The organism is Geomicrobium sp. JCM 19039 (assembly GCF_000698145.1).
Classification (GTDB): domain Bacteria; phylum Bacillota; class Bacilli; order Bacillales; family Marinococcaceae; genus Geomicrobium_A.
The window spans coordinates 203,671-222,337 of the sequence record NZ_BAXB01000004.1; the positions used below are offsets into that span (position 1 = coordinate 203,671).

The 18,667-nt window shown below is 43.5% G+C and carries 17 protein-coding genes and 2 pseudogenes; 13 read left to right on the forward strand and 6 right to left on the reverse strand.

Features of this window, described 5'->3' with window-relative positions; genetic code table 11:
• Window positions 1-723: 723 nt before the first annotated feature.
• The 6 genes and pseudogenes from JCM19039_RS06460 (at window position 724) to JCM19039_RS06485 (ending at window position 5,979) form a co-directional block, all read left to right on the forward strand.
• Window positions 724-1,614 carry a tetratricopeptide repeat protein gene (locus JCM19039_RS06460; protein ID WP_238544952.1) on the forward strand — a complete coding sequence of 297 codons (891 nt, stop codon included), beginning with the start codon at window positions 724-726 and terminating at the stop codon, window positions 1,612-1,614.
• 105 nt (window positions 1,615-1,719) lie between these two features.
• A complete protein-coding gene (trxB, locus tag JCM19039_RS06465) occupies window positions 1,720-2,673 on the forward strand; it encodes a thioredoxin-disulfide reductase (RefSeq protein ID WP_042425120.1) in 954 nt (317 codons plus the stop codon).
• A gap of 236 nt (window positions 2,674-2,909) precedes the next feature.
• A pseudogene (gene rapZ / locus JCM19039_RS06470) lies at window positions 2,910-3,781 on the forward strand (RNase adapter RapZ).
• 5 nt (window positions 3,782-3,786) lie between these two features.
• Window positions 3,787-4,722, forward strand: a complete 936-nt coding sequence (gene yvcK / locus JCM19039_RS06475; protein WP_042425221.1) for a YvcK family protein — start codon at window positions 3,787-3,789, stop codon at window positions 4,720-4,722.
• A gap of 15 nt (window positions 4,723-4,737) precedes the next feature.
• Complete coding sequence (gene whiA / locus JCM19039_RS06480; protein WP_042398074.1) at window positions 4,738-5,700, forward strand: DNA-binding protein WhiA; 963 nt, start codon at window positions 4,738-4,740, stop codon at window positions 5,698-5,700.
• Window positions 5,701-5,724: 24 nt separating this feature from the next.
• Window positions 5,725-5,979 (forward strand): HPr family phosphocarrier protein, encoded by a 255-nt coding sequence (locus JCM19039_RS06485; protein WP_042398077.1) that lies wholly within the window; start codon window positions 5,725-5,727, stop codon window positions 5,977-5,979.
• A 38-nt stretch (window positions 5,980-6,017) separates the two neighbouring features.
• On the opposite strand, the gene JCM19039_RS26875 is transcribed toward JCM19039_RS06485, so the two are convergent.
• Window positions 6,018-8,795, reverse strand: coding sequence for a S8 family serine peptidase (locus tag JCM19039_RS26875; protein WP_081834367.1), 2,778 nt, complete (start codon window positions 8,793-8,795; stop codon window positions 6,018-6,020).
• Between the two features lie 522 nt (window positions 8,796-9,317).
• On the opposite strand from JCM19039_RS26875, the pseudogene JCM19039_RS06495 reads away from it, so the two are divergent.
• From JCM19039_RS06495 to JCM19039_RS06510, 4 genes and pseudogenes are all read left to right on the forward strand, one after another.
• A pseudogene (locus tag JCM19039_RS06495) lies at window positions 9,318-9,550 on the forward strand (30S ribosomal protein S14).
• 10 nt (window positions 9,551-9,560) lie between these two features.
• A complete protein-coding gene (locus JCM19039_RS06500) occupies window positions 9,561-10,811 on the forward strand; it encodes a metal ABC transporter solute-binding protein, Zn/Mn family (protein WP_052398578.1) in 1,251 nt (416 codons plus the stop codon).
• A gap of 73 nt (window positions 10,812-10,884) precedes the next feature.
• A complete protein-coding gene (locus tag JCM19039_RS06505) occupies window positions 10,885-11,922 on the forward strand; it encodes a metal-binding protein ZinT (protein WP_042425123.1) in 1,038 nt (345 codons plus the stop codon).
• Window positions 11,923-11,992: 70 nt separating this feature from the next.
• Window positions 11,993-12,910, forward strand: a complete 918-nt coding sequence (locus JCM19039_RS06510; protein ID WP_042425126.1) for an aminoglycoside phosphotransferase family protein — start codon at window positions 11,993-11,995, stop codon at window positions 12,908-12,910.
• A 547-nt stretch (window positions 12,911-13,457) separates the two neighbouring features.
• Here JCM19039_RS06510 and clpP read toward each other — a convergent pair.
• Window positions 13,458-14,054, reverse strand: a complete 597-nt coding sequence (gene clpP / locus JCM19039_RS06515; RefSeq protein WP_042403517.1) for an ATP-dependent Clp endopeptidase proteolytic subunit ClpP — start codon at window positions 14,052-14,054, stop codon at window positions 13,458-13,460.
• 207 nt (window positions 14,055-14,261) lie between these two features.
• Between clpP and rpoN the strand changes: the two genes are divergently transcribed.
• Both rpoN and JCM19039_RS06525 read left to right on the forward strand, forming a co-directional pair.
• A complete protein-coding gene (gene rpoN, locus JCM19039_RS06520; protein ID WP_042425129.1) occupies window positions 14,262-15,605 on the forward strand; it encodes an RNA polymerase factor sigma-54 in 1,344 nt (447 codons plus the stop codon).
• 46 nt (window positions 15,606-15,651) lie between these two features.
• Entirely contained in the window at window positions 15,652-16,029 is a 378-nt protein-coding gene (locus JCM19039_RS06525; protein WP_042425132.1) for a hypothetical protein, read from the forward strand.
• Window positions 16,030-16,031: 2 nt separating this feature from the next.
• On the opposite strand, the gene JCM19039_RS06530 is transcribed toward JCM19039_RS06525, so the two are convergent.
• A complete protein-coding gene (locus tag JCM19039_RS06530; RefSeq protein WP_042425135.1) occupies window positions 16,032-16,493 on the reverse strand; it encodes a small multi-drug export protein in 462 nt (153 codons plus the stop codon).
• A gap of 83 nt (window positions 16,494-16,576) precedes the next feature.
• Between JCM19039_RS06530 and JCM19039_RS06535 the strand changes: the two genes are divergently transcribed.
• On the forward strand, window positions 16,577-17,176 hold the full coding sequence (locus tag JCM19039_RS06535; protein ID WP_042425137.1) for a TetR/AcrR family transcriptional regulator: 600 nt from the start codon (window positions 16,577-16,579) through the stop codon (window positions 17,174-17,176).
• Window positions 17,177-17,336: 160 nt separating this feature from the next.
• Here the strand turns inward: JCM19039_RS06535 and JCM19039_RS23655 are convergent, their stop codons facing one another.
• Genes JCM19039_RS23655 through JCM19039_RS06545 form a run of 3 tightly spaced genes read right to left on the reverse strand, consistent with a single transcriptional unit; the run spans window position 17,337 to window position 18,511 of the window.
• Window positions 17,337-17,762, reverse strand: a complete 426-nt coding sequence (locus tag JCM19039_RS23655) for a hypothetical protein (RefSeq protein ID WP_152550110.1) — start codon at window positions 17,760-17,762, stop codon at window positions 17,337-17,339.
• 3 nt (window positions 17,763-17,765) lie between these two features.
• The gene (locus JCM19039_RS06540) at window positions 17,766-18,185 is read right to left on the reverse strand and encodes a permease prefix domain 1-containing protein (protein ID WP_042425140.1); all 420 of its coding nucleotides are present in this window, start codon (window positions 18,183-18,185) and stop codon (window positions 17,766-17,768) included.
• Window positions 18,182-18,511: a PadR family transcriptional regulator gene (locus JCM19039_RS06545; RefSeq protein WP_042425142.1), complete on the reverse strand. Its 330-nt coding sequence runs from the start codon at window positions 18,509-18,511 to the stop codon at window positions 18,182-18,184. Before JCM19039_RS06545 ends, JCM19039_RS06540 begins: the two co-directional genes overlap by 4 nt.
• Between the last annotated feature and the right edge of the window lie 156 nt (window positions 18,512-18,667).

Genomic DNA, 18,667 nt, shown 5'->3' on the forward strand with positions numbered 1-18,667 from the left:
AAGAGGTTCAGGGAAATAATCTGAACGTTTCGATAAACGTGATCCTTTTTACATTATAGTCACAGCGTGAAGGGATTATGATTTTGTATACGACTCATAAAAGATGTTTGCTCATATTGAAGAGCAAGCGTAGCGAAAAATCTAAAGCTGTTTGTTCGGGATGATTGGGGTGTGGTGAATCGATTGGTTTTGTGGCGCATGTAAGGTAAATCTCTACATTGCCGGAAGCCATGCTAGATTGGCAGTTAAAAGCAAAAAGCATGAAGACATTTCAGGATGAATGGTTCGAAGGATGACACGCTCATAATGGAGTGGGCACTTTAGTTTCGGAAGTTTCATAGACCTTTCTTACCTTAACCACGAATGGGGCGTTGAAGTCGTCCGTAGCTTGGGAAACGGTTCTAAATGTTGACAACGTACACCTATGCTTCATCACTTTGAAAGGGATCTTTTGATTCCAATAGATTATATGGTATAATTAGTTCGTTATGCTTTTGTTCGGAGAGTTAGCTTGTGGCAAAAGCGAATTTGCTATGGTCAAAACCGGAGAGTGAGGGTTTGTTCAATGGGTCAAGTTGTCCCTTTTATACAGAATCCGGAATACTTCTTTAAACAAGGTGTTATTGCTTATCAAAAGAAGGACTGGCACCGTGCGACGCGATTGCTGCAACGAGCCATTGACTTACGCCCCTCGAAGGGGTTTTTCACTGTCAGTTGGCAGCTGTGTTATCGGACATGGGTCAGTATGAGCGTTCCAACGAGATTCTGTTACACGTAGTCGAGCATATTGATTACCAATTATACGATTGTTATTATTTTCTAGCAAATAATTATGCCTATTTAGGGTTGTTTGATAAAGCAAGAGAAGCTGCGAATAATTATTTGAAGCTCATGCCATATGGCGAGTTTCGTGCAGATACAGAAGAACTGCTTGAGCTACTAAACCTTGAGGATCTTGATGCGGGAGTAGAAAATGATGAACTTGTCGATCACCCTGTCCCCGATCAAGTCATTTTGCAGTATGAAGAAGCGTGGCGCTATATTAAAGAAGGCAATTACCGTCAAGCCGAACGAAACTTGCGTGAGATGATTGAGGATCAGCCAAGTTATTTGGCTTCATATAACCAACTGGCGCGAGTGCTTCACTTGCAAGGAAGAACGGAAGAAGCGATTTTCGTGTTGCAGGAACTGATTGAGGAGCAGCCGTATGTGCCGGCACTTTGCCAAATTGCGCTTTTGCTGTTTGAGGCAGGTCACAAGGAAGAAGCGTCCTATTGGACCGAGAGATTAAAAGATGTTGTACCGATTGATAAAGGCCATATGTATAAGGTGGCAACGACGTTATGTAGGCTCGGAGAGTACGAGGCTGCGTTTCCTGTTTTTCGTTATCTGCAAAAGCATATGCCACAAGAAAAGGCGTCATTTTTCTACCGGTACGGTGTTGTCGCATATCACCTAGGGTATAATAACCGCACAAGAAAAGCGTGGTCCATCGCCAAAAGGTGGGGGCATGAACATGCGGCTAATTTACTGGCGACGTGGGAGAAACGATCCCTCGACGATGAAGAAGTGCGTTGCGAAGACTTACGCGATCTAGCTTTTGGAATCGAGTAACACTCAAGCAAATTTATGGACGCTGACTAGCGACATTTCATATACTTTGGGAACAGGATAAAATAATGAACTTCAATCCAGAATAAACAAAAAGGAGTGTTGGAGATGTCAGGGGATACAGAAAAAATCTATGATGTGATTATCGCAGGTGCAGGTCCAGCTGGAATGACGGCAGCTGTGTACACGTCAAGAGCTGAAATGTCGACGCTTATGATCGAGCGCGGTGTTCCAGGTGGCCAAATGGCAAATACCGAAGATGTTGAGAATTACCCAGGGTATGACCATATTCTCGGTCCCGACCTTTCGAATAAAATGTTCGACCATGCCAAAAAATTTGGTGCCGAATATGCGTATGGCGACATCAAGTCTATTGAAGAAGGTAAAGAATATAAAACCGTTCACGCAGGGAACAAATCATACAAAGCGAGAGCCGTCATCGTCACGACCGGTGCAGAGTATAAACAACTGGGCATTCCAGGAGAGAAAGAACTCGGTGGCCGTGGCGTATCTTATTGTGCGGTATGTGATGGCGCATTTTTCCGTCAGCGTGAAATCATCGTTGTTGGTGGTGGAGATTCTGCAGTAGAGGAAGCTGTCTACTTGACTCGATTTGCCGATAAAGTAACGATTGTGCACCGTAGGGATCAGCTTCGCGCCCAGAAGATTCTTCAACAACGCGCATTTGTTAACGACAAGATTGATTTTAAGTGGAATACGGTTGTTAAAGAAATTCATAGTGACAACGGCAAAGTAGGCAGTGTAACACTTGTGGATGTAGAAGATGGTACGGAGTATGAACACAAAACCGAAGGTGTGTTTATTTATATCGGGATGTTGCCATTAAATGATGCCGTGAAAGACTTAGGGATCACAAATGATGAAGGTTATATTGAAACGAACGAAGAGATGGAAACGGCCATTCCTGGGCTATATGCAGCTGGTGACATTCGTGAAAAGAGCCTTCGCCAAATTGTTACGGCAACAGGTGACGGTAGTTTAGCTGCTCAAAATGCACAGCATTATGTCGAAGAACTGCTCACGCAAGTAGGATCGAAGTAACAATTGAAATGACGATGTTAACATTTCTTTATAAATTCGTTATTCGCTTTTAACGGGTTTGTAACCACAGTGCAACACTCATGCGCTATGATGGGGTTAGTTAATTGACCCCCCTTTTATATATCTTGAAGCGCAAGGCGACATCGCCTTGCGCCTTTTTTGGGAATCGAGCCTTGAATGATGTATAATGGAAAGAAGAACAGAACGGTACAGGTGGACTAAAAGGGGAGAAGGATATGAACGAAGATATCCAAATTGTTGTTATAACCGGAATGTCCGGAGCAGGGAAAACGGTAACGGTCCAAAGTTTGGAGGACCTTGGTTATTTTTGTATTGATAATTTGCCTCCAGCCTTATTCCCAAATTGTTAGACCTCATTGAATCGGGTTCCATGAATCGTGTAGCCCTTGTGATGGACCTGCGTGGTCGTGAGTTTTTTGACCAAGTGTTTTCAGCTGTTAGTATGCTTGGTGACAAGCCGAATTTGCATACACACATTTTATTTTTGGATGCAGACAATGAAAAGCTCGTTCAACGATATAAAGAAACGAGACGTTCCCATCCGTTAGCGCCAAACGGTTCGCTGTTAGAAGGCATTGAAAAAGAACGGAAGATTTTAGAAGAAATCAAAGGCCGTGCAAGGCATCGGATTGATACGACAAGCCTCAAACCAAAAGAGTTGCGAGAGGAGATCAATCGCTTATTTAAGAAGCCTGAAGAACAGACATTTACGGTTCATTTTATGTCGTTTGGCTTTAAACATGGAGTTCCGATTGATGCCGACCTTGTCTTTGATGTGCGCTTTCTTCCAAACCCGCATTACATTGACCGACTTCGCCCGATGACCGGTCTTGATAAAGATGTGTCTGACTATGTTCTAAAATGGGATGACACGAAAGTTTTCATAGAGAAACTTGAAGACTTGTTAACGTTCATGTTGCCGCTATACAAACAAGAAGGAAAGTCACAGCTCATTGTTGCGATTGGTTGTACAGGCGGGCAGCATCGCTCCGTTACGCTTGTCGAGTACTTTGCGAATTTGTATGAGAGTGCCTATCCGGTTCATCGCAGTCATCGCGATCGGAAAGTCGGAGGCGAACGTAGCTAGTGGGTGTGCAGAAAGTTGCAGTCATTGGTGGCGGAACAGGTCTCGCGGTTTTACTCAGAGGTTTAAAGAAATATGACGTTGATATTTCTGCAATCGTAACGGTTGCAGATGATGGCGGTAGTTCAGGACGGTTACGTAAAGAATTGAACATCCCTCCTCCTGGTGATGTACGCAATGTGTTAGCGGCATTGGCCGAGGTGGAGCCTTTAATTGAACAACTCTTTCAACATCGTTTTAAAGATGGGGAAGGGTTAACGGGTCATACGCTTGGCAACTTGCTATTGGCTGGAATGACATCAATCACAGGGGACTTTGCCCGCGGGATTACGGAACTTAGTAAAGTGCTCAATGTTGGGGGCAAGGTGTTGCCAGTGTCCAATGATAGTTTGGAATTGGCCGCAGAGATGAAGGATGGGTCAATTGTTTACGGTGAATCCAGCATCCCTCACGCGGAACAAACGATTGATCGCGTTTTTATAGAGCCGAGCAACCCCGCCGCTTTACCTGAGACGATCCAAGCCATCCGGGAAGCGGATAAAATTGTGATCGGTCCAGGTAGTTTGTTTACGAGTGTGCTCCCGAACTTACTTGTGCCCGAAATTACAGAGGAAATTAAGCAATCAACAGCGAAGAAGCTTTATATATGCAATGTAATGACGCAGTACGGGGAGACCGAACAGTTTTCGGCTTCAGACCATGTGAAAGCGATTCAAAGGCACGTCGGTAACGACGTATTCGACCATGTGCTAGTGAACGAAGCACCGATCCCTAAAGAAATGACAAACCGTTACTTGGAAGAAGGAGCAGAGGCTGTCGTGTGCGACACGAAAAACCTACAAGCGCTTGGTTTACGAGTGATACAAGATAACTTCATACGCATCGAAAGCAGCCATCTGCGTCACCACGCGGAGAAGCTGTCAGAGATTATTATAGAATTATAAAGGTGGTGAACGCTCATGTCGTCTTTTGCAGCGATGACTAAAAAAGAATTAACGCAAATTGAAACCGATTCATGCTGTGAGAAGGCTGAGCTAGCTGCACTCATACGAATGAACGGAGCGCTGTCATTTGGCAATGGCAAACTATCCCTGGATATATCCACCGAGAATGCTGCGATTGCTAGGCGAATCTACACGTTGCTGAAACGTTCATATGATAACATGAAAGCAGAACTCGTCGTCAGAAAGAAAATGCGTTTAAAGAAAAATAACGTGTATATCGTTCGACTATATGAACATGTTCGTGAAATTCTTGCAGACACAGAGATTATGGGCGAAGGGTATTCATTCACACGAGACATCTCTCATCGGTTGATTGAGAAGCAATGTTGTAAGCGCGCTTACTTGCGCGGAGCCTTTTTAGCAGGAGGATCGGTGAACCACCCAGATACGTCTTCGTATCACTTAGAGATCTTTTCACTATATGAACAACATAATCGCTCACTCCAAAAGCTGATGGCGGAGTTTGATTTGCAGGCAAAAGTGCTAGAGCGTAAAAAAGGGTTTATTTTGTACGTGAAAGAGAGCGAGCGAATTACCGAGTTTCTAAATATCATTGGCGCTCACCAAGCTTTGCTTTATTTTGAGGACGTACGAATCATGAAAGACATGAGAAATTCCGTCAACCGGTTGGTGAATTGTGAAACTGCCAACTTGAACAAGACCGTCGGAGCGGCATTACGTCAAGTTGAGAATATCGAGTTTATTGAGCAACAGATTGGTTTGAATAAATTACCACAAAAGCTTAGAGAAATCGCAGAGATAAGAGTGAAACATCAAGAAGTTACGCTGAAAGAGCTCGGTGAAATGGTTCCTTCAGGTAAAGTGAGCAAGTCAGGTGTGAACCACCGACTAAGAAAACTCGATGAGATGGCTGAGAAGTTACGTAATCACGAAAACATTGAATTGCCGCAAGCTTAAACGATTGTGAAGGGAAGGGAAGCCATGGTTACAAGAGAAGTGACAGTCACTTTAAAATCTGGATTGCAGGCACGCCCTGCAGCGTTGTTCGTTCAAGAAGCAAATCGATTCGGTTCTCATGTCACCATCCAAAAAAATCATCAAGAAGTGAATGCGAAAAGCATTATGGGTGTTATGAGCTTGGCCATTCGTAAAGATACGGCAATTGTAATAAAGGCTGAGGGAAATGATGCTGAAGACGCAGTGAATGCGTTGGAAGCATTCGTGACTGAACATTAAAAAGGTTGAGCGGGTTCGATCCGCTCAACCTTTTTTCGTTATTCGCTTACGTTCTTCCAAACGTCCCACTGTCCAGAATTGTTCGGGTTTTCCCCTTGTGTCCACCATTTGGCTTCAAATAATTGGCCGTCATGGAGTACACGGTCTCCGCCGACGTAAATGTCAGATGTTGACCAAGCAGGGTAACCGTCATCTTCATCTGGCTCGGTGCAGTCTGAAGCGATTTTCCAAACATCCCATTGTCCAGATTGTTCTGGGTCTTCCCCTTGCGTCCACCATTTGGCTTCGTAGAAGTTATCGTTGTGCTCAACTCGGTCTCCTCCTACATAAATGGAAGAGCTTGACCACGCGCTGTGTTCACAAAGCGGTGGGTTTTCTGGGTCTGGAGTTGGTTCTGGCTGCGAAGCATCTTCGTCATTTTCGACGACTGTAAACACGTCACTTTGAGCGGTATTCGTTTGTTCGAGATATTCAGCATACCCAATCATCACGTAATCACCAGCGTCAAGATGAGTCGCATCATATGTTTCCTCAAACGTACCACCAGCAACATCAGTATACGAGTCAGCAAGTCCTAAATAGTTGCCTGTTTCTGCGTCATAGAGCCAGAATCCAAGTTCCTCTGCACCACGAGGTACATTTGCAACAAGATCAAACTCATTTGGCTTCTCTGTATCAAGAACATCTAGAGAAGTAATTCGTGGATAGTCAGGCTCGTCGACAAATAGAATTGTAGGTACCTCGATTGTATCGGTGAGGCTTTCAACAGTAATCATACCTTCATAATAACCACTGTCTAAAAGGTCAGGGTTCACTTGAATGTTCAGGCGGACTTCACCAGTTTGCCCTGGCTGAAGCGCAATGTCACTACTCGTCATCGCACTAATACCAGAAGGATTACCGTCAAATTCAATCGAGAAGCCGTACGCTTGCCTTTGATCAGAAACGTTATTAATCGTAAACGAGCTTCGCTTCGTTTGTACACCCTCATCTTCATTGAAGATACCAAACGAATGAGTGCCAGGCATGACTGTAGAGTCTACGTTAATGGCATCTGGAATGCGAATGCTACCTGTTCCTTGCGTATTATGCGGGTACGTATTCCCATCAGCGTCGACGAGCGTTTCTGCAGTATTCATTAATGCTGCACGTACGTGTTCAACACTTGCATCCGGATCTGCATCCAAAAGAATAGCTGCTGCACCAGCGACGTGTGGTGCTGACATGCTCGTCCCTTGTTTGGAAGAATATCCGTGTGGGTTGCTGCTATCGTGTGTTGGCACAGTACTTACAATCGATACCCCTGGTGCAGACACATCTGGTTTGATCATCCAGTTAAACATGACCGGTCCGCGAGAAGAGAAGTCTGCAACCGTTTCTCCAACTTCACGGTCAAAAGCAAAGTCAAATGAAACAGTGTTGTCCCCGTTAGCGAGCGCATCTAGCATTGCTTGTCCGTCATTAAGCGACAATTTTACCGTCGGGATGTCTAAACCTGGAACGTCAGGTTGAGATCCTTCGACGTTGTTGTAAATAATGGCACCGACAGCTCCAGCATCTGCTGCATTCTCTGCTTTTTCAACGAATGGTAAGTCCCCTCGAATCATCAGTGCAATGTTGCCTTCTGCGTCAACACCTTCAAAGTCTTCAGGTGCACCAATGCCTGCGTCAAAGAATTCATACTCTCCTTCGTTTAGACGAAGTAAATCCAACTCGTTAGAGAAGCCCATTACCTCAGCAGATGGATAGCTGCCAGTTTCTGTTTGCATTGCTGCAGTGTACTCAGCGAAAGGCAATTGTGTTGCACCGACTGAAATGGCTTCGCGTGACGTACCTGGCGAGCCGACAGTCCAGTTCTCTGGCCCCGAGTTCCCGTTAGACGTAACGGCAACAACACCGTCTTCCATTGCCACATCAAGGGCAATGCTCGTCGCAAAGTCTGGGTCGTTCAGCGAATTCCCTAGCGACAAGTTCATCACGTCGGCGCCATCGAGAACCGCTTGCTCAATCCCAGCGATAACATTGGCTGTCGTGCCTGAACCACCGGGTCCGAGTACACGGTAGGCAAGAAGGTTCGCGTCCGGGGCAATCCCAGTAACAAGACCACTACCGGCAACCGTTCCCGCTACATGAGTACCGTGGTCAGTGGAACCACCACGAGGGTCTCCTGGAGGTGTCTCTTGTGGATCTTCATTATTATCAACAAAGTCATACCCTTTATAACTCCCAAAAGCTGGGGCCAAGTCAGGGTGTGTATAATCGACACCGGTATCAATAACAGCGACGGTTACACCCTCCCCGGTATACCCCATATCAAACGCTTCTTGATTCCCGATGAATGGTCCACTGTCAAGCATGTCTGGGCTAAACTCTTCTTCGGCAATGGCAATGTCTTCACCAATTGTGTCCACTTCGTATTCCACATCTGGATAAACGGCTTTAATGCCGTCGATGGTTAGAAGCTGTGGAATTTCATCTTCTGGAAGCTCGATGGAAAATCCAGAAAAGACATACCCATATTCTTGAACCACATCAACAGAGCTGACGTTCACTTCAATGTCATTAAGTACACGGTTACGCTCGTCTGTTAGTACGGAGCGGGATTGGCGTTCACCTGATTGTCTTGCGTCTAGTTCAGACTTTTCTTCAAGTTCAACGATGACCGTCTTAGTCTGCGAAGACGTGAAATCATGAACACCAAAAATTTGTGCTTCAATCGCTTTTTCTGCTTCCTCGGCAGTTGCCGCGTATGGAAGTGCAGATGAAGCTAACAGAAAGAAAATACTAGATAGTGCGAATGTTTTAAATTTCTTCATAAAATCCTCCCTTTTTATCCCGTTAATCGACTCCCTTAAATGCTACAATCCTCCTTTTTCCTACAGTAAATTATTTCGGTATGCTTAATAAAAATCCTGTAGAATCGTGGAAAGACAGGCGTTTAGACCTTTATGCGAAAAATACTTACGTCTTTTGTCCTTTCTTTTCTTTGAATTTCATAGTCTTTAAGTCAAGAAATTGAAGCCGTTTTCTGCCGAAGAACGAGCATCCATAGGAAAGTCTTAATCATAAAGAGGATGTGAAGGGGAGAATTCAACAAAACTGAAAAAAATTCAAGTAATTACTTCATGCACCACTACTATTCGATATAAATTTCAAACGTGAAAAAAGGATATGCCTTGTAACATGTTCATACACCAGAAAAGGCTCAAGTGGTACGACCGATCATTTTGTAACGTAGTGATACGTATTCTCTGTATATCAAAATCTAGTGTTGACAATACGAGCAGATTTGTTTAACCTGTAAATCGTAACCGTTACGATCGTAATGATTACGATTTATGATATTGAAGGAGGGGTGTGTATGGGCGAAAACTTCGAAGAATGCAAAAAAACGAAAGCGTCATGAGTTGGTAGTGAAGTATGCTGAACTTCGAAAAGAGCTAAAAGAAAAGGGTGATTATGAGGTCGTCCTAGAGTCTCCATGCGTACATTTGGAAGGTCTCGTATTGCCTTTCGCAAACATGCGCATAAACGACAAATACTTGGACTTAAAAATCAAGTAGGTAATTGAGGGAGGATAAATGAAAATTTTATATGTTTTCTTCTTTGGATTTGCTGTAATACTTACGGCGTGTATGGATCATCAGCAGCAACCAACAGAAGGAGGCAACGATATATTAGAGGTTTCAACCACACTTTTTGCACTGGAGGACTTTGCAAATAAAATTGGCGGAGAATTCGTAGAAGCAGAAAGTATATATCCTCCAAATGCGGATGCACATACGTTTGAACCTTCATCCACTGACTTTGTAAAACTTGCAGAACAAGATGTATTTATATATTCCGGTGTTGGATTAGAACCATTTGCAGATACAGTGGAAGATGTTCTATATGATGAAAATGTTTACGTAATAGCAGCGGGAGAGCACATTCCTTTACGAGGTGAACGCAGCGATGAGGATAGTGTCGATAATCCTGATGTCGAGAGCCACCCGTATGGTGATGATATTCCAGAAGAAATAGCTGTGGAAGGCGTTGCTGATCATTATCATACGGGAGACACGGTGGTTATTACAGCAGAAATTGAAGAAGCACTCCAGTCTAATCACTGGCAATGGTATACCCGAAAACATACGCATCACCAATGGGAGCCAGCAAAGGGTCAGGATCGGACAAATTTCGAAGCCGAAGCTAGAGACGGTCAGGAAATTATGCTCGTTATTTATGATGATAATCTAGACCCGTATGTCCAATCTTCACCTGTAGAAATTGTGATTGATGATCATGATGGTACGAGTGGGATGGGTGACCCCCATGTGTTTTTAGATCCAATTCTAAGCATAGAAATTGCTGAAAATATTAAAGAGGTGTTCATTGAATTACTTCCTGAAGAGAGTGAAACATTCGAACAAAATTTTGAAAAAGTGAAAACTGAATTAGAAAAGATTGATGAAGAATTTCGCCAGACGTTTGCGGAAGCAGATCACCATCAAATTATTGTCTCCCATGCCGCGTATGGCTATTGGGAAGAACGTTACGGGCTTGAGCAGCTTAGCGTTCATGGATTATCCACGACACAAGAACCTTCACAGGCCGACCTTGTGGAAATTGTAGAAGTAGCATCAGAGAACAATATTCAATACGTAACATTTGAAAATAATGTTAGCAGTACGATTAGTGAAGTCATACAATCAGAGATTGGGGCTGAGAGCCTCATTCTACGTAATATGGAAAGCATCTCTGAGGAAGATCTCGAGAATGAAGAAGATTATTTCAGTATGATGAGAATGAACATTGATACGCTAGAAATTGCGCTAAACGATGATGAATAAGCTTATCTACGTTGAATGAAAGAAATACCTCAAATTTAAAATTAATAGGTAATCAAATAAGGAGATATGAATAATGAATAAAAAACTACTTAAAGGATGGAGCATTGTACTCGCATCAGCGTTTTTTGTAGCTTGTGATTCCGATGATACTTCAGATGTAGGTTCGAGTGCTTCTAGTGTAGATGAGCAAGTAGAAGAAACAGGAGGAGAGGATCATTCTGACCATGATGAAGACCCTGGTCAGAATTCTCCAGAAGATGTTGATATTGAGGGATTAGCAGATCATTACCACACAGGTGATTCAATAGAATTGGTAGCGAGCTTCGATGAAGATGTAGATTATGATCATTGGCACTGGTACACGAGAGCTGATCATGATTCGGAGTGGCAATCAGTACCTGACCATGGTACCGAACACTATTCAGGAGAAGCTACACATGATGGACAAGAGATTAAAGCAGTACTTTTTGATGCTGATCATGAAGCATATGTCCAGTCCTCTTCAGTAGAAGTTGTCATAGATGATCACGACCACGACCATGCACATAGTCATGCTCACGATGAAGAAAGCCAAAGAATCTATGATGGCTTCTTTTATAATGACGATGTAGAAGATCGCACATTATCCGATTGGAATGGTGATTGGCAGTCCGTTTATCCCTATTTGGTAGATGGTACATTAGACGAGGTGTTTGAGCATAAAGCCGATGAAGAGGGCAGTGATATGTCTGCTGAAGAGTATAAAGATTACTATGAAGTAGGGTATGAAACAGATGTTGATCAAATTGTTATTGGAGATGACAGCTTCACTTTTTATGAAAATGATGAGGAAAGTACAGCGAATTATGAATACGATGGATATGAAATTTTGACATATGATGCAGGGAATCGAGGGGTTCGCTTTATCTTTGAAAAGGTCGATGGAGACGAAGCCATGCCTGAATATATTCAATTTAGTGATCACGAAATTGCTCCAACCAGCTCCCACCATTTCCATTTGTACTGGGGCGATGACAGAGAGGATCTATTAGATGAAGTAACGAATTGGCCAACATATTATCCTACAGAACTTAACGAAGAGGATATTGTGCATGAGATGATTGCTCACTAACAGATCGATAAGTGCGTTTAACAAACCATCAACGTATGCTACAATGCGGGCTATTAGTGAGGTGAGACGCATGAAATCATTTAAACTTAATCTTACAGGTGAAGACGCAGCAAACATTATTTGCGACGAGCACCCAGATGCCGTTCATATTAAACGAATTGATATGGGTGAACGAAGCAGCGTGTATCAATTTGAAACCGCTACTGCTCAGTATGTTGCTCATTTTAGGCCCGACAGTGAAAGCATAGATAAAGCGAGACAAGTCTATCATAAATATGGAGCAACACTTCCAATACCCGTAGTGCATCGTACGAATGTCGTTAATGGCATTCACTACATGTTTAGCGAAAGAGCAACGGGTAAGCCAATTGTTTCGTATGAAAAAAGTACCCAAGGCCACATCTTAATAAACTTAACGCTCGTTTATTCTAAAATCGCAAATACGAAAACGAATGGAAAATTTGGATGGATCGACCCTAAAGGGCATGCAAAGCTGACCTCCTGGCCAGAAGTGCTCGAAAGTTTCTTTATCGAAGAGGCCGACGGATTTTATGGGAATTGGAAAACACTATTTGAAGATGAGATACTAGAAAGGGAACCCTTTGATCAAGGGTTCAAAAAAATGATGGAGCTCGCGTCATATGCGCCAAAAACATCATTCTTAGTTCACGGCGACTTTCATCTCGGCAACATGTTATCAGATGGGGAGAAAGTTACTGGGATTGTCGACTGGGAAATGGCTATGCAAGGTGACTTCATGTTCGACTTAGCAGGCCTTCATTTTTGGTCACCAGAGATGAACTTTCCTAAAATGATGAAAGAGATTTGGAAAGAACAGGGCATTGAAATACCCCACTTCAAAGAAAGGCTGTATGCGAATCTACTATTTAAAGCAACAGATGGCTTGCGTTTCTATGCAAAACAGGAACATAAGGAAGGATACGAGTATATAAAAACAAAACTTTACCAGTTGTTAAATGACGTTTGAATCGACGAAACCCCTCTATCGCTAAGCATTAGAGGGGTTGTCGTAGCTAAGGCAATTCGCGGTTTCACTAACACACACAGAAATTGTACACATGGAACATGGGATAGGGGCGGATTTTTTAACAATCGGTCTTAGACGCCCGAGGCTTTCAAATCCTAAGTCGGATGAGTTAAGCACGAACTGCTCATGCTGGGCAGAGGGTTCTGCTGCACAAAAATAGAGCCCTGCGCAATTCTGTTCCGGACGAGCGGTTCTGTCCGGCCCAAATGAGAGCCCCGCACATTTTGTTCCGGGCAAGGGTTCTGTCCGGCCCAAAAATAGAGCCCTGCGCAATTCTGTTCCGGGCAACGGTTCTGTCCGGCCCAAAATGAGAGCCCCGCACATTTCTATTCCGGACAGCGGTTCTATGCGGCACGAACCCCCCCCCCCAAACCTATAGGCAACGTGTCTGTTTTCCGATGCTACACTTTGCTTCTTTTAGATAAACGTCTATGGATTTGGTGCACATAAAAAAACACGCACGGCGTGTGCCGTGCGTGAGAATGCTTTATTTACCTGGTTGGCCGTTCTTTTCAAAGATTTGATCGACAAGACCGTAGTCTTTCGCAGCATCTGCTGTCATGAAGTTATCACGATCGGTATCTTTTTGAATGACTTCAAGAGGTTGACCTGTACGCTCAGAAAGAATGGTGTTGAGTTTTTCACGCATTTCAATAATGCGACGAGCATGAATCTCGATATCAGAAGCTTGACCTTGTGTACCACCGAGTGGTTGGTGAATCATGATTTCACTGTTTGGCAGTGCAAAGCGTTGGCCTTTTTCTCCAGCAGCAAGCAAGAATGCACCCATTGAAGCAGCCATACCGATGCAAATTGTGGATACTTTCGGCGTAATGTATTGCATTGTATCGTAAATGGCCATACCGGCTGTAATTGAGCCACCGGGACTGTTAATGTATAAAGAGATGTCTTTATCTGGGTCCTCAGCTTGTAGGAAAAGCATTTGCGCAACGATCGAGTTTGCTACGTTATCATCAACGCCAGACCCAAGCATAATAATGCGGTCTTTCAACAAGCGCGAATAAATATCATACGCACGCTCTCCGCGATTTGTTTGTTCAATAACTGTAGGAATTAAGTTCATCATCAAACCTCCCTTGGAATATCTGCATATATCTTACCGCATTGGTCAATAAAGGTCAAATGAAAATGTCCGATTCAACACATGCACTCTTATATGATTTCCGAAATGCAGGTGATTCAAACGCATCTAGCGTGATTTCTTAATGTAGCGTATAATAATTGTAACGTTCATTATTTAGACATATTTTCGTAGAGGGGGCGGCGTGTAGTGAACCTGGAGATGGGTTTGTTTCAACAACAGACAATGAAACTTGTCATGACACAGCAACTTCGCCAAGCCATCTCGCTGTTGCAGTACTCATCGCTCGAATTGTCAGAATACATTGAGGAGCAGGCATTAGAGAATCCACTACTCGAAGTAATTGACTCCAAAAGAGACGAGCCAATCGCTTACGATGCACCCGTCATGTGGCAAGACCGGGAAGACGGTGGTGGCGAAGCGAGGGAAAAAGATTCTTATCTTGAACAAATTAAAGCAAGTGGTGAAGAACTCACGACGATGTTGTTTGATCAGCTTCAGCACCAAGATGTGTCCACACAAGTATACGATCAGGTAACATACTTGATATACAATGTAGATGAACAAGGATATTTACGGATTGGAGATTGGAACGGCGCTTCAGAAGTTGGTATGAGCGAGGCAGATTATGCGAATGCTCTCTACATCTTGCAAGGGTTTGAACCTGTAGGTATTGGCGCAAGATCACTTGCGGAATCGTTGCTTTTGCAACTGCAATCACTTCCTGAAGAGCATACGCTAGCTGAAGTGATTGTCGAGCATCATTTGCAAACGTTTGCTGAAAAGAAATGGAAGCGGTTAAGTGAAGAACTTGGCGTGACGCTACAAGAGCTACAAAGCGTTCAGGACTGCATTTCAAGCCTTAAACCTTGGCCGGCCCAAGGGGTAGGTGGAGAGAGCCCGAAGTTTATCTCACCCGACGTATATGTAGAGTGGCAAGATGGACAGTGGGCAGTTCAGCTTAATGATGAGTCGTTGCCTCGCATTCGGATGAACAAGCAGTACCGTAACCTTCTTGAAAAGAAAAATCAGTCTGATCATGAAGCGGTGGAATACGCCCATCAGAAATATAAGCAACTCGTTTGGCTACTAAAAAGCATTGATCAACGTCAGCAGACGGTTCGACTTGTGACAGAGGCGATTGTTGATTTCCAGCAGGAGTTTCTATCTTCAGGCAACTTAAAGCCGATGACGCTTCGTGATGTTGCGGAACGAGCGGACGTGCATGAATCGACAGTGTCGAGGACAACAACAGCCAAGTACATGCAAACTCCGAAAGGGTGCTTTGAGTTAAAGGCATTTTTTAGTAAAGGATTGGCAAACACCGGTGGCGATGAAACGTCTTCAACAGTTCTTAAGCAAGCGATTAGACAATGGATTAATGATGAAGATAAAATGAAACCATTATCCGATCAAAAGATTACGGACCGGTTTCATACAGAACAAGGTGTGAAAGTTTCTAGACGCGCAGTAGCGAAATATCGCGACGAGCTAAAGATTCCCGCATCATCAAAAAGAAAGCGATTTGCGTAAAGGTCGGTGCTTGCACGACTTTTGCGCGGAAAAGGAGTCTTGCAACATGAAAAACATACTCGTGCACACACTTCTACTCATCGTATTTACACTTATGCTAGTCGGAGATTCCTTTCCAGAGATGCCGATCATCGGAGGCGTTTCCATTGTAATTTGGTTCATCGCAATTATTATCATCTACTTCATCATATTCAAAGTTAAAGCGATTGACACGAGTGATCCGTTATACCGATTTAAGACGCAGCTTGTGTTAACGGTATACGTCGTGGGACTTATTTTTTTCCTCGATGTGATCGGCGGTCAATCACAAATAGGCATTTCACCAGAAAATGAAATTTTTTGGCTCATCGTTTTTGTGTCTGTCATTGACCTCGTTTTCCAATGGCGCCGGGTTAAACGGTTAAACGAGCAAACTGAAAAATAAGCTTACAGATTGAGCACCGATGCGAGCCATTCATCAGCAACAACCGAAAGAATAGCGACAACAATTGAGAGCGTAATGACAGCAGCACTTACGTAATACGTTGCAGCTGCCTTTGAGTCCTCAAAGGATACAATGGCGGTTGCGGTTAATTGACTGCTAAGGAGGGTGGAGCCTAACCACGAAAGGCCAGCCACGCCGTACCGGTCGTAGAATTTCTTGAACTTCGGATTTCGTTTTTTAGGTGGCAGGTCAGGGTTCTTAAATCGGTTGATGAACCGCCGGATTTGGCTTCCGAGAAAAACAAACACGACAACACTTAATAGGTTGCCAGCAATGGCAACCGCTGTTGAGATAATCGGGTTTAGATTAAAGATGATAATGCCTGTTGGGACTGAAATGATAAATTCCGAAAATGGAATTGTACTTAAGGCAAAAACGATAATATATTCAATCAAGGTTGACATAAGAACTACCTTTTTCGGTCATTTGACTTATAATAATTATTTTAATACATTTGTATTAATAAAATCAAGAGGATGGATTTGTTGTGCCGAAAGTAGTAGACCACTATGAACGTAAGAAAACAATTGCTGAAACGTGCATTCGCATGATCTACAAAACAGGAATTGAGAAAACGACGTTAAGGGCAATTGCACATGAAGTCGGTTATTCTCTCGGTTCTGTTCAATATTACTTTCCAAAGCAAGCGGACTTGTTTTCGTTCACAATCCAAATGCTTTACGAGAAAACGGATGAACGGGTGAACAATGTTGTATTGGAAAGGAAATCGACGATTGAGAATGCTGTAAGCATGCTTACCCAATACGTGCAAATTGAAAACGAGGAGCAACGTATTGAGAATAATGTATGGGTAAAGTTCGTACTCATGTCTGAAAAGCAACCGGAGTTTAAAGAAATGAAGGAACGGTATGCAACGATGTGTTACCGGTTTGTCGAGGACGTTTTAACTATGTTAGAAGCAGATGGTCGCCTTGCTGAAGGAAAAACGGGGCAGTCTGAATTAGAAAACTTAACGACTTTTATGAATGGCATCGTATTTCATACGATTATTTTCCCTGAAAGTTACGATGAGGACGACGTAAAAAAGCAGATTCGGTCCTATTTGGACAGAATCTGCCTACCGTAAAAATAATACATTGAAAGCGGCCACCAGATGAACACGAAGATGGGATATACCGCCCACAATTGTTGAGGTGTAGTGACGAGATTCACTACGATAAAGAAGAGAGCTAATAAGCCTGACATGACGAATGCGTACAGGACCGGGCGCCAAACGAGCTGAACGGTCATCGGCCACCAGAGTAACGCAAATACGGGAAAGATTGCCCACGGGAAGCGGTCCTCCCACCAGATGTTGAGCCCGATGTAATAGAGCGAAATGACAAAGAAACAGGTCCAAGCCATGAACGGTTTTTTAAATGTACGTGGAAACCAAGCGGAAAGTGGCCATACGAATATCGGCAGCGTGAACAGAACCATGCGTAGTGCGGGGTTTCGATGCTGTTAATTAACGCTAAAGTAATGAATATGAGCGTACTGCCGGTGATGCTATACGTGCGATATGGCAAGTGGCTGAGTGGCCAAAGAAGTAGTAGCAACAACAAAAACGGTGACCAAGTGAGTGAAGGCGAGAGAAGTAGATCTAAAGCGACTGCCACGCACGCAATGATTGCAGTCGCTAACATGACTGGAAGCCATTCAGAGCGCCGCATCGGTTACTCCTCTCCTGTTCGTTTATACACAAACGTCATGGCTAGTGGCCACCAAAGAATGGCGAACGTCGGAAAGATGAACCAAATCGTGTTCGGTGTGTAATAGAAATTGATAAAGATGAAAAGCAAAATGATTAACGCACTTCCCCATAATGAAAAGTATAAGTTTAACTTTGCTCGGTGCTTTCTTGTCGTCTCTTTAGATTCAGGATGTTTCATGCGCAAGTCCTCTTTTAACTCTTCAGCGTCACCGAACTCGACAATCGCTTTATTAACTGCGTCCTCCCTCGATTTACCTGTTTGCACAAGATCGTGCACTTTTTCAGTCAAATTCTCCGTAATTTCCTCAATCAGAATCTCTTTTTCCTCTGAGTGGTGAATATCACGAAACAATGACTCGACGTGTGCTCGAATACGGTTCATCTCGATCCCTCCATGAATTGATCCACAATTTCTTTCATTTCAACCCATTCCTTTTGCATTTCTGTTCGATAGGCTTTCCCTAGTGGGGTAATTCGATAATACTTTCGTTTTCCTCCGTGAGACTCTGTCCCTAAGTAAGATTCAATCAGTTCTTTTTTTTCAAGACGTTGAAATGCTGCATAGAGTGTCGCTTCTTTTATTACGAAACGTTCTGACGTGCGCGTGCGAATTTCTTTGGAGATTTCATACCCGTATCGGTCATGCTCAGCGATCAAGGTCAGAATAATGCTGTCGAGGTGTCCCCGCAGTAGATCGCTTCGTACCATGCATAACACTCCTTTCATGTCCTCTATCTGATAGAGTAATCATACGCAATATTACTCTGCCTGTCAAAGTAATATTTTTAAAACAGAATCATTTGTCAAAACGGGCGAGGTTCGTTATAATATAATTATCGACTTAGCGGGAACGAAAATGTCGAC

Coding starts and splice junctions, on each gene's coding strand:
- trxB (WP_042425120.1), top strand. CDS start 1,720: ATGTCAGGGGATACAGAAAAAATCTATGATGTGATTATCGCAGGTGCA.
- whiA (WP_042398074.1), top strand. CDS start 4,738: ATGTCGTCTTTTGCAGCGATGACTAAAAAAGAATTAACGCAAATTGAA.
- JCM19039_RS06485 (WP_042398077.1), top strand. CDS start 5,725: ATGGTTACAAGAGAAGTGACAGTCACTTTAAAATCTGGATTGCAGGCA.
- JCM19039_RS26875 (WP_081834367.1), bottom strand. CDS start 8,795: ATGAAGAAATTTAAAACATTCGCACTATCTAGTATTTTCTTTCTGTTA.
- JCM19039_RS06500 (WP_052398578.1), top strand. CDS start 9,561: ATGAAAATTTTATATGTTTTCTTCTTTGGATTTGCTGTAATACTTACG.
- JCM19039_RS06505 (WP_042425123.1), top strand. CDS start 10,885: ATGAATAAAAAACTACTTAAAGGATGGAGCATTGTACTCGCATCAGCG.
- JCM19039_RS06510 (WP_042425126.1), top strand. CDS start 11,993: ATGAAATCATTTAAACTTAATCTTACAGGTGAAGACGCAGCAAACATT.
- clpP (WP_042403517.1), bottom strand. CDS start 14,054: ATGAACTTAATTCCTACAGTTATTGAACAAACAAATCGCGGAGAGCGT.
- JCM19039_RS06525 (WP_042425132.1), top strand. CDS start 15,652: ATGAAAAACATACTCGTGCACACACTTCTACTCATCGTATTTACACTT.
- JCM19039_RS06530 (WP_042425135.1), bottom strand. CDS start 16,493: ATGTCAACCTTGATTGAATATATTATCGTTTTTGCCTTAAGTACAATT.
- JCM19039_RS23655 (WP_152550110.1), bottom strand. CDS start 17,762: ATGCGGCGCTCTGAATGGCTTCCAGTCATGTTAGCGACTGCAATCATT.
- JCM19039_RS06540 (WP_042425140.1), bottom strand. CDS start 18,185: ATGAACCGTATTCGAGCACACGTCGAGTCATTGTTTCGTGATATTCAC.
- JCM19039_RS06545 (WP_042425142.1), bottom strand. CDS start 18,511: ATGGTACGAAGCGATCTACTGCGGGGACACCTCGACAGCATTATTCTG.